This window comes from Kitasatospora gansuensis, assembly GCF_014203705.1.
GTDB classification, from domain to species: domain Bacteria; phylum Actinomycetota; class Actinomycetes; order Streptomycetales; family Streptomycetaceae; genus Kitasatospora; species Kitasatospora gansuensis.
In genome coordinates this window covers 7,902,567-7,913,280 of record NZ_JACHJR010000001.1, presented here as the reverse complement: position 1 = coordinate 7,913,280, position 10,714 = coordinate 7,902,567, and the positions used below count along the sequence as shown (strand labels likewise).

General features: G+C 72.4%; 4 protein-coding genes. All 4 read right to left on the bottom strand.

Features of this window, described 5'->3' with window-relative positions; translation table 11 throughout:
- Positions 1-48: 48 nt before the first annotated feature.
- Positions 49-4,422: a MupA/Atu3671 family FMN-dependent luciferase-like monooxygenase gene (locus tag F4556_RS35575; protein ID WP_184923609.1), complete on the bottom strand. Its 4,374-nt coding sequence runs from the start codon at positions 4,420-4,422 to the stop codon at positions 49-51.
- Complete coding sequence (locus F4556_RS35570) at positions 4,419-9,416, bottom strand: non-ribosomal peptide synthetase (RefSeq protein ID WP_184923606.1); 4,998 nt, start codon at positions 9,414-9,416, stop codon at positions 4,419-4,421. The genes F4556_RS35575 and F4556_RS35570 overlap by 4 nt, the downstream gene beginning before the upstream one ends.
- A gap of 36 nt (positions 9,417-9,452) precedes the next feature.
- Positions 9,453-9,656, bottom strand: a complete 204-nt coding sequence (locus F4556_RS35565; RefSeq protein ID WP_184923604.1) for an MbtH family protein — start codon at positions 9,654-9,656, stop codon at positions 9,453-9,455.
- A gap of 371 nt (positions 9,657-10,027) precedes the next feature.
- A complete protein-coding gene (locus F4556_RS35560) occupies positions 10,028-10,657 on the bottom strand; it encodes a class I SAM-dependent methyltransferase (RefSeq protein ID WP_184923602.1) in 630 nt (209 codons plus the stop codon).
- Positions 10,658-10,714: the final 57 nt, after the last annotated feature.

The window sequence follows — 10,714 nt, the reverse complement described above, 5'->3', positions numbered from 1 at the left end:
CAAGACCCCCCATGGTTCGATGCCGTGTCGAATGGTTCGCTGGCACGCTCACACCCCTGTCCTGCCCGCACGCCGTGCGGCAGCCTGTCCGGCGACGCGCCGAGCGGCGCCCCGTGCGGCACCCGCGCCGACCGCCTCGTCGGGCCCTTCGTCCGGCTTGCGGTCCATCGCCTCGGCCAGGGCCCGTGCGGACGGATAGCGGAACATGTCCACCAACGAGAGCCCGCTGTCGCGGTGTTCGATCAGCCGGGCCCTGGCCACCACCACCAGCAGCGAGTTCCCGCCGAGGTCGAAGAAGCTGTCGTCCAGGCCCACCCGGTCGACGCCGAGGACCTCTCGCCACACCTCGGTGACCAGCCGCTCGGTCGCGTTCGTCGGCGGCGCGTACGCCGTCGTGCCCTCGGGCCGCGCCTCCGACCGGTCGGGCAGCGCCCTGCGGTCGACCTTGCCGTTCGGGGTCAACGGCAGCGCGTCGATCGGGTGCACGGCGCTGGGCACCATGTAGCCGGGCAACCGCGTGGCGAGGAAGGCGCGCAGCTCGGCACCGGTGGTCGCCCGGTCGGTCGCCGGCACGTAGTGGCCGATGATCCGCTGTTCCGCGCCGGTGCCCCGGATGACCGCGACCGCCGACCGGACGCCCGCGTGTTCGGCGAGCGCCGTCTCGATCTCGCCGAGCTCGATCCGGTGACCGTGCAGCTTCACCTGGTCGTCGATGCGGCCGAGGAACTCGAGTGCGCCGCCGGTCCCCCAGCGGGCCAGGTCGCCCGTACGGTAGACCCTGGCTCCCGGCCGGTCGGCGAACGGGTCGGGCTGGAAGCGTTCGGCGGTCACCTCGGTGCGGTTGAGGTAGCCGCGGACCACGCCGCCCCCGCCGAGCCACAGCTCTCCGGGTACGCCCGTCGGGCAGAGCCGCGCATCGCGGTCGACCACGTAGGCCCGTACGTTCGCCAACGGCCGCCCGATGGACACCGGGCCGCCACCGGGCGCGATCTGCGAGGTGGTCGCCCAGACCGCGGCCTCGGTCGGCCCGTACATGTTGTGCACCGTGCCGCCGACGGCGTCGGCTAGCTCGCGGGCCAGGTCGGCGGGGAACGCCTCACCGCCCACCAACAACCGGCTGAGCCGCGGCAGTTCGGCCCGCGCGTCCTGGTCCGCCAGCAGTGCGCGGGCCAGTGACGGCGTGCACTGCAGGTGCGTCACGGCGTGCGCCCGCAGCTGTTCGGCGATCGGCTCCTCGGCCTTGGCCAGTACGGCTTCCCTGCGCTCGGCGCTGATCTCCCGAACGGTGGTCAGGTGGGTCAGGGCGTCCAGTGCCGCCTTCTCCTCGACCCCGAAGTCGATCAGGCAGGCGACCTCGTCGACGCCGGCGGCCTTCATCCGGTCCACCATGTCGGCGCAGACCTGCGGCGTGCCGAGCAGGCTCGCGGTGGCGAAGAACCGCTCGAACGCCCGGTCCACCAACTCCCGCAGTTCCCCGGGCGGCAACGCCCTGAAGTCCTCGGCGCTGCCGGTGGTGGCGCCGAGCGAGGCGATCAGGTCGAAGGAGGTCTCCAGGTACCGGCTCATCGGCTCCCGGACCAGTTCCCGCACCTCGTCGAGATCCTGACCGACGAAGGTGTGGACCATCACCGCCACGTGGCCGTCCCCGGGTCCGTGCCCGTGCTCGCGCCAGGTCCTGCGGTACAGCGCGATCTTCTCCGCCAGCTCCTCCAGGCTGTGCCCGAGGAGGTGGGTGAGCACCCCGGTGCCGGCCTCGCCCGCCATCCGGAAGGTCTCCGGATGCTTGGCGCTGGTCAGCCACACCGGCAGCTCCGGCTGGACGGGACGGGGGAACACCCCGACCTCGACCTCGGCGCCGACGCCGTTGCGCCGCGACACCTTCTCGCCGCGCCACAGCTTCCGGACCTCCGCGAGGCCGTCCATCATCAGCTGCTTGCGCTTCTCGTACCGGTCCGGTGCGAGCGCGAAGTCGTTGGCGTGCCACCCGGACGCGAGGGAGATGCCGGCCCGGCCGGCCGAGATGTTGTCCACCACGGACCACTCCTCGGCCACCCGCAGCGGGTCGTGCAACGGCAGCACCACGCTGCCCGCGCGCACCTGGACCCGCTCGGTGACGGCCGCGACGGCCGCCGCCATCACCGAGGGGTTCGGGTACAGCCCGCCGAACTGGTGGAAGTGCCGCTCGGGAGTCCACACGGCCGTGAAGCCGTTGCGGTCGGCGAACTTCGCGCCGTCGAGCAGCAGCCGGTAGCGGTCCTCGGAGCTGGCTTCCGCGTCGCTGCCGAAGTAGAGCAGGCTGAAGTCGATGGGGCGGGCACGCGCCTCGGCCACCGCCGCCGACTCCGCGGCGGCCGAGGCCGACGGCAGCGGCGGTTCGCCGCGCAGCACGATCCGGTGACCGTGCATCAGCGCCCACAGCAGCTCGACCACGGAGATGTCGAAGGAGACGCTGGTCACCGCGAGCCAGGTGCTGGGCTCGTCGGCACCGAAGACGTCGTCCATCCCGGCGAACAGGTTGACCACGTTCCGGTGGGTGACCATGACGCCCTTGGGCAGTCCGGTGGACCCGGACGTGTAGATCACGTACGCCAGGTTGTCGGCGGTGACCGCCGACGGCGAAGCGTCCGGCTCCCCAGCCAGGTCGGGCACCACGACCTGACCGGCGCCGAGCCGGCCGGCGGCCGCGGCGGACCTGGAGTCCGCCACGACCAGCCGCACGCCGGCGTCGCCGACCATGAACGCCAGTCGATCGCGCGGGTAGCCGGGGTCCAGCGGGAGATATGCCGCGCCCGCCTTGAGGATCCCCAGCAGGGTGACCATCAGCAGGGAGGTGCGGCCGAGGTGGACGCCGACCGGCTCGTCGGGCGCCACCCCGAGCTGCCGCAGCTGACCCGCGAACCGGTCGGCGAGCCGGTCGAGTTCGCGATAGGTCAAGGTGGTGTCGGCGGCGACCACGGCGACCGCGTCGGGTGTCGCGGCCACCCGCTGCGCGAACAGCTGGTGCACCAAGGCGTCGTCGGTCCCGGCCTCGGCACCGGTCTGCCAGTCGGCCAAGGTGGCGAGTTCGCCGGCCGGCAGCACGGCCAGCTCGTCGACGGGCCGGTCCGGGGCCTGCGCGGCGGCGGTCACCACCTGGACGTACCGCTCGGCGATCCGCTCGGCGGTCGTGCCCTCGAACAGGTCCGTGTTGTACTCGAGCCGGCCTCGCACCCCGGCCGGGGTCCGGGTCAGACTCAGCGTCAGGTCGAACCGCGCCGCCCCGGTGTCGCCCAGCACCGGCTGCACCTGGCAGCCGTCGAGGCGGAGGCCCGCTCCCTCTTCTTCGTACCGGTAGCTGAACAGCACCTGGAACAACGGGTTCTGGGCCAGGTCACGGTCGGGGTGCAGCTCTTCGACCAGCTTCTCGAACGGCAGGTCCTGGTGGGCCAGCGCTCCCTTGACCTCCGTCCACAGCCGCTGGATCAGCTGACGGAACGTCGGGCCTGACCCGAGGTCGCAGCGGAGCACCAGGGTGTTGGTGAAGAACCCGATGAGACCGGCCAGTTCGGGCCGCTCCCGCCCGGACACCGGGGTTCCGACCACGACCTCGTCCTGGCCGACGTGCGCCCGTAGCAGCACCGAGAAGGCGGCGAGCAGGACGCTGTAGAGCGTGACGCCTTCCGACCTGCCCAGCTCCTCCAGCTGCTGGACCGAGGCCGACGGCAGCTCGAACGTGAGCGCGGCGCCACGGTAGCTCTGCACCGGCGGGCGGGCGTGGTCGGTGGGCAGCTGCTGGGCGGGCAGGCCGGCCAGGCTGTCCGTCCAGTACGCCAGCAGCCGGTCGAGCTCGGGCCCGGCCAGGGTGTTCTGCTGCCAGTCGGCGAAGTCGGCGTACTGCATGGGCAGTTCGGGCTCGGGCCGGTCCTGGCCGCGCAGCGCGGCCAGGTACTGGACCTCGAGCTCCCGGCCGAGCGTCCCGACCGACGCGCCGTCACAGGCGAGGTGGTGCACGGTGAGCAGCAGCCGGTGCTGCTGCTCACCGAGGCGCAGCAGACGGGCCCGGATGACCCGGCCGGCCACCAGGTCGAACGGGACACCGGCTTCCTCGTCCGTGAGCCGCGCCACCTCGTCCGCCGAGCGACCGGGTGCGGTCAGGTCGACGACGGGGATGGACACTGGGGCGGGCGGCAGGACCACCTGGTGCGGCGTCCCACCGGTCGACCGGAAGGCGGTCCGCAGGATCTCGTGGCGCCGCACGACCTCGGTCAGCGCCCGTTCGAGCGCCGTGGGGTCCAACGGGCCGGTGATGTCGTAGCCGAGCGGGACGTTGTAGACCGAGCTGCCCGGCTGCAGCTGGTCGAGGAACCACAGCCGCTGCTGCGCGTACGACAGCGGAGCCGAACTGTCCTCGTCCCCGACCTCTGGTTCGATCGCTCCACTCACTGCTGCACCTCACTGGACTGATCGAGCGGCCGCACGGCCGCACGGCGGGTACGCGGCCTGATCGGACCGGGCCCTGCCGTCGCTCCTGTCGTCGCGAGGGTCACGGCGTCCGCCAGGCTCGCCACGGTGGGCCGCTGGAGGAACGTCGCCATCGGCACCTGGACGCCGAAGGCCTCGTTCACCTGGGCCACCAGCCGGGCTGCCAACAGGGAGTGGCCACCGGCGCGGAAGAAGTCGTCCGCGCGCCCCACCGGCTGGTCGTGCAGCAACGCCGAGGCGAGCTGCGCGACGCGCTCCTCCGTCGGTGTCCGCGGCGCCTGGTCGGCCTCGGGTTCGGCCTGGGTGCTCGGCGTCAGGGCGGCCAGCGCGGCGTGGTCCACCTTGCCGTGCGCGGTGAGTGGCAGGGCGGCCAGCACCAGGACCTTGTCCGGCAGCATGTACGCGGGCAGCCGGTCCCCCAGGAACGCCAGCAGCTTCTCCTCGGGGAGGTTCTCGCTCGGGCCGTCCGCACAGGCGTACGCCACCAGCGAGGCGCCTTCTGCGGCCGTGCGGACGACGACCACGGCGTCCCGTACGTCCGGGTGCTCCCGGAGCGTTGCCGCGACCTCTCCGGGCTCGATCCGGAATCCCCGGATCTTCACCTGCTCGTCCGCGCGGCCGAGGAACTCCAGCTGCCCGTCGGGACGCCAGCGGACCAGGTCACCGGTCCGGTACAGGCGTGCGCCGGGCTGGCCGGCGAACGGATCGGAGCGAAAGCTCTCCGCGGTGAGCGTCGAGCGGTTCACGTAGCCGCGGGCCACCTGCGTACCGCCGAGGAACAGCTCGCCACGCACGCCGGTGGGCACGGGCTGCCCTTCGGCGTCCAGCACGTGGGCCTGGATCCCGCTGATCGGCCTGCCGATGGCCGGGCGCAGTCCCGCCGGGTCCGGCGGGACCAGGCCCGCCGTCGCCACGACGGTGTTCTCCGTCGGTCCGTAGTGGTTGAACAACCGGAACGGCAAGCCCTCGGCGGGCGCGGCCGGCAGCGCGTCGCCACCGGTCAGCAGCGCACGCAGCGCGGTGTCGGCCGGCCACGGCTCGGTCAGGACGGCCGCGGCGATCGGGGTCGGCAGGAACGCCGCGGTGATCTTCTCGGCGCCGAGCCAGCGCACCAGTTCCGCGGGCGCGGCCCGCAGCTGCGGCGGGACGACGTTCAGGGTGGCGCCCGCCGCGAGGGTGGACCAGATCTCCCACGTCGACGCGTCGAACCCGGGGCTCGCGAACAGCGTGGTCCGGTCCGTCGGCTCGAGCGCGTACTCGGCCAGGTGCCAGGCGACCAGGTTGGCGAGCCCCCCGTGCTCCAGGGCCACCCCCTTGGGCCGGCCGGTCGATCCCGAGGTGTAGATGAGGTACGCCAGCCGCTCCGGGGCGACCTGGTCCGCGTGGACCGGCTCGTCCGGGCCGGCGGAGTCCAGCTCGAACACCTGCAGGCTCGCCGTGGACGCCGGCAGCTGCGGCCGCGTCTCGGGCGTGACCAGAGTCTTCTTCACCCCGGCGTCCTGCAGGATGAAGGCGATCCGCTCGGCCGGGTAGCTCGGGTCCACGGGCAGGTAGCACCCGCCGGCCATCAGCACCGCGAGCTCGCCGACCACCAGCTCGACGGAACGGTCGGCGACCACCGCCACCGGTTCCTCGGCGGTGATGCCGGACTCGCGCAGCCGGTGGGCCAGTCCGCCGGCGCGCTGCCACAGCTCTGCGTAGCTGAGCTGCCCGTCCGGCCAACGCACCGCGACGGCGTCCGGCCGGGTCTGCACCTGACGCGCGATCAGCTCGGTCACCGGTCGGCTTTCGACCGCGGCGGGCCCGTGGGACCAGCGGTCGAGCTGCTCCGCCTCCGCCTCGGGGAGCAGGCGCAGTGTCCCCACCGGCGCTGCCGGCCTGGCCACCGCGTCCTCGAGCAGGGTCAGGTAGTGCGTGATCATCCGTGCCATGGTGGCTTCGTCGAACAGGTCGGCCGAGTGCTCCCAGATCATGGCGAGGTCGTCGTCCTCGGGCCGGGGGGCCCGGCCGAGGCGCTGCTCGGCCCGCGGGATCACGATCACGTTGAGGTCGGCCTTGGCCGAGGCGTTCGAGCGTTCGGTGACCCGGCCGGTGAGCCCGCCGAAGTCGATGTCGGGTATCCCGGAGTCGTGGAAGCTGAACATCACCTGGAACAGCGGGGTGCGCGACGGGTCACGGGCCGGGTCGAGCGCGTCGATCACCGCGTCCACCGGGGTGTCCGACCAGGCCAGCGTCTCGGCGACGCTCTCCCGTACCTGCGCCAGCAGATCGGTGAACGGCTGGTCGGCGGACACCTTGGTGCGCATGACCAGGGTGTTGACGAGCATGCCGAGCAGCGGCTCCAGCTCGGGGATGTTGCGGTTCGCCGCGCCGGTCCCGATCAGCATGTCGTGCTGTCCGGTGTAGCGGTGCAGCAGCGCCGTGAAGCCGGCGTACATGGTGGAGAACAGCGACACCCGGTTCTCGCGGCTGAAGGCTCGCAGCTTGCGGGCCAGCTCGGCCGGGATGAGGATGCGCGGTGCCCTGCCCCGGAAGGTCATCACCGGCGGCCGCGGCCGGTCGGCGGGCAGTTCCAGGGTGTCCGGGGCGCCGGCCAGCAGGCCGGTCCAGTGGTCGACGTGGGCCTGCAGCACCTCGCCGCGCATCCAGTCCCGCTGCCAGATCGCGTAGTCCGCGTACTGGACGGCCAGGTCGGGCAGGGGTGAGGGCTGCCCGGCGGCGAAGGCCGGGTAGAGGGCGCGGAACTCGGACAGGAACACCGAGAGCGACCAGCCGTCGTGGACGAAGTGGTGCTCCACGTGCAGGAAGGTGTTCTGCCCGTCCTCGTGCCGCAGCAGGACCCAGCGGGCCAGGGGCGGCGCGGTCAGGTCGAAGGGCTCGCGCAGCTGCGCGGCGACCACCTCGTCGGCCTGCGCGGCCGGGACGTCGATGACCTTCAGCGAGGCCTTGGCCTCCGCCAGCGGACGCTGGTACCCCACGCCGTCGACCGAGACGAAGGCGGTCCGCAGGATCTCGTGCCTGCGGACGATCTCGTCCAGCGTCGCGCGCATGGCGTCGACGTTCACGTCGCCCTGCAGGGACACGGTGGCCTGGAAGTTGTAGGCCAGGTTGCCGGGCGACAGCTGCTCGAAGAACCAGACCCGTTCCTGCGGCAGGGACAGCGGGATCGGTCGGTTCCGGTCGGCCCGGCGTACCGGCGGCGCGATCGGTGCGATCGCCTGGGCGACGGCTTCGCCGTCCGTCCCGGCGGCCCGCTCGTCGATGATCTCCGCGAGACCGGCGACGGTGGGCGTGCAGAACACCTCGGGGATGCCCACCCCGACGTGCAGTTCCGCCGCGATCCGGCCCGCCAGCGCCGCGACCAGCAAGGAGTTCCCGCCCAGCGCGAAGAAGTCGTCGTACACGCCGACCTCCGCGCCGCCGAGCAGCGAGGCCACGATCCTCGCCAGCGCCTCCTCGGTCGGGGTACGGGGCGCCACGGCGTCGGCCAAGCCGGCCGCGGTCCGGTCGGGAGCGGGCAGCGCGGCGCGGTCGACCTTGCCGTTGGGTGTCAGCGGCAGCACGGGCAGCACGACCATCGCCGCCGGCACCATGTAGCTGGGCAGTCGGCCCGCGACGAACTCGACCAGCTCGGCCGTCGGGACCTCGGTGACCACGTAGCCGACCAGGCGTGCGTCCGGGCGGCCCGAGTGTTCGACCGCCACGAAGGCGTCCCGGACGCCGGGGTGCTGCTTGAGCACCGTGGCGACCTCGCCGGGTTCGATCCGGAACCCGCGGATCTTGGCCTGGTCGTCGTACCGGCCGATGTACTCGAAGACCCCGTCCGGGCGGCGGCGGACCTTGTCGCCGGTCCGGTACATCCGCTGCCCGGGGGCGCCGATGTCCGGCACGAACGCCGCCGCGGTGGCCGCCGGGTCGTTCAGGTATCCGCGTGCCACGCACGCGCCGGCCAGGTACAGCTCACCGGCCTCGCCGTCGGGCACCGGGTCGAGCCCGTCGAGCACGTAGCAGCGCACGCCGCCGACGGGCTCCCCGATCGGGGGCGGCACGGGTCCGCCCGGCACCACCTCGCCGGCCGTCACCTTCACCGTGCCTTCGGTCGGCCCGTAGAGGTTGATCACCGTGAACGGCAGCCCGTCCGGCACGCCGCGCTGCATCGCCGAGCCGCCGGTGTGCAGGTACCGGAGCGCCGTGTGGGCGGGCCAGGTCTCGTCGAGGACGGCCTCGGCCAGCGGGGTCGGCAGGAAGGTCACGGTGATCTGCTCGTCGGCCAGCCAGGCGGCGAGCGCGGGCGGCGAGGTGCGTACCTCGGCGGGCGGAATCACCAGCGTGGCGCCGGCGGTGATGGTGAACCAGATGTCCTGGACGGACACGTCGAACCCGGGACTGGCCAGCAGGGTCGACCGGTCCTCCGGCCGCGTCCCGTAGGTCTTGTGGTGCCAGTGCATCAGGTTGGCCAGGCTCGCGTGGGACACCGCGACGCCCTTGGGCTGACCGGTGGAACCCGAGGTGTAGATCACGTACGCCAGCGCGGCGCCGTGCAGCCGGGGCGGTGCCAGGACGGTCGCGTCGGACGGTTCCTTGGTCAGGTCGATCACCAGGACGTCGTCGCCGAGCGGTGCCCCACCGGACACCAGCGGCGCGGTGCTGAGGACCGCGGCGGCGCCGGAGACCTCCAGCAGTTGGCGGATCCGGGCGGACGGGTGGGCCGGGTCCAGCGGCAGGTAGGCCGCGCCCGCCAGCAGGACGGCCAGCTCGCCGACCACCAGTTCCGCCGACCGGTCGGCGTAGACGGCCACGACGCTGTCCTGGCCCACCCCCCGCTCGGTGAGCTCGGTTGCCAGCGCGGACGCGTGCACGGCAAGGCTCCGGTAGGTCAGTCTCAGGTCACCGTCCTGCACCGCGACGGCATCCGGTGCCTCGGCCACCCGGGCGTGGAATTCATTGAGGACCATCTCGCACGATTCCTTCACTGCTGAGAGTGGGGGTGGCTAACCGGCTTGCTCCACGGACCGGCGAAGGCTCGACGGGCGCATGTCCGTCCAGACCTCGCCGATGTGGGACAGGCATTCCGCCTTGGAACCGCTGACGCCGTCGCCGCGCCAGCCCAGCGGCAGGTCACGGTCGGCGGGCCAGATTGAGTACTGCTCCTCGTCGTTGAGTACGACCACATAGGACTGGGTGTCGCCGTCCATGGGTTCCTCCGGTTCGGCGGGATACGTTGATCTGCTACGGGGCGTGCCTCTGCGGCCGTCTTGTCGGGGCCGCGGCCTTGGCCGCGGGGACGACGGGCACGGTGGGCGCGGTGGGAGATCGCGACGACGGAATGCGTTCGGATCAAGGTCGTCGGAGAACTATCACCCCCACGCGTTCACTCCGACAGCATGGGTCGCATCGGTTCCAGCCGGTAGAGTAAAGCGCTTACTCTGACGGTCCGTTAGATCAAGGATTGGATGGATAGGCGACGTTCGCCGACCCACAAAGGGAGGTCGGTGACCGAATCATCGACCGGATCCGCTGGTCGTTCGTCTGCGGGGGTAAGAATGTGCACCGGCCGACGCGGGCCCTACGAACGGCGGGCCAGCAAGTGGGCGTCGAGGAAGCCCCGTTCGGAGGCCGGGTCGTGCAGCAGTCGGGCGAAGGGCACCAGCCCGGCGTCGGCCAGCAGGTCGGCGAGGCGGTCCGCCGGCCAGCTGTAGGCGGGCGTCACCTTGTGGTCGAAGCGCACCGGCTCCGGTCCGTCGGTCCCGAAGAAGGAGACCAGGAGCAGGCCGCCCGGCGCCAGGACGCGTACCTGCTCGGCGAGCAGCTCCGGCAGCTCCGCCGGTGGGGTGTGGATCATCGAGTAGTGGGCCAGTACGCCGCCGAGCGCGCCGTCCTCGACCGGCAGGGACTCCATCCGCGCCCCCTGGAAGCGCAGCGCCGGATGGGCCCGCCGAGCGTGGTCAACCATGCCCGGTGAGAGGTCGAACCCGAGGGCGTCCAGGCCCAGTTCGCGCAGCATGGCCGTCAGATGGCCCGGCCCGCACCCGATGTCCGCTGCCCGTGGGTTGCCCGTCGCGCGGACCAGTTCGGCGAAGGTGCCGATCATGGCGCGGGCGAACGGCTGGCTCTCCAGCCGGTTCGCGAACAGCGACGCGTACAGCTCGACGACCCCGTCGTAGGCCGCCCTGGTCTCCTCCTGATGATCCGCCACAGGAAGGACTCTAGGGCCGGTCCGGTCCTCCACCGGGAGAAGGCCGCCGACCCGGGA

Bases quoted from the DNA above. Each gene is read 5' to 3' on its own strand.
- F4556_RS35570 (WP_184923606.1), bottom strand. From the start codon at position 9,416: ATGGTCCTCAATGAATTCCACGCCCGGGTGGCCGAGGCACCGGATGCC.
- F4556_RS35565 (WP_184923604.1), bottom strand. From the start codon at position 9,656: ATGGACGGCGACACCCAGTCCTATGTGGTCGTACTCAACGACGAGGAG.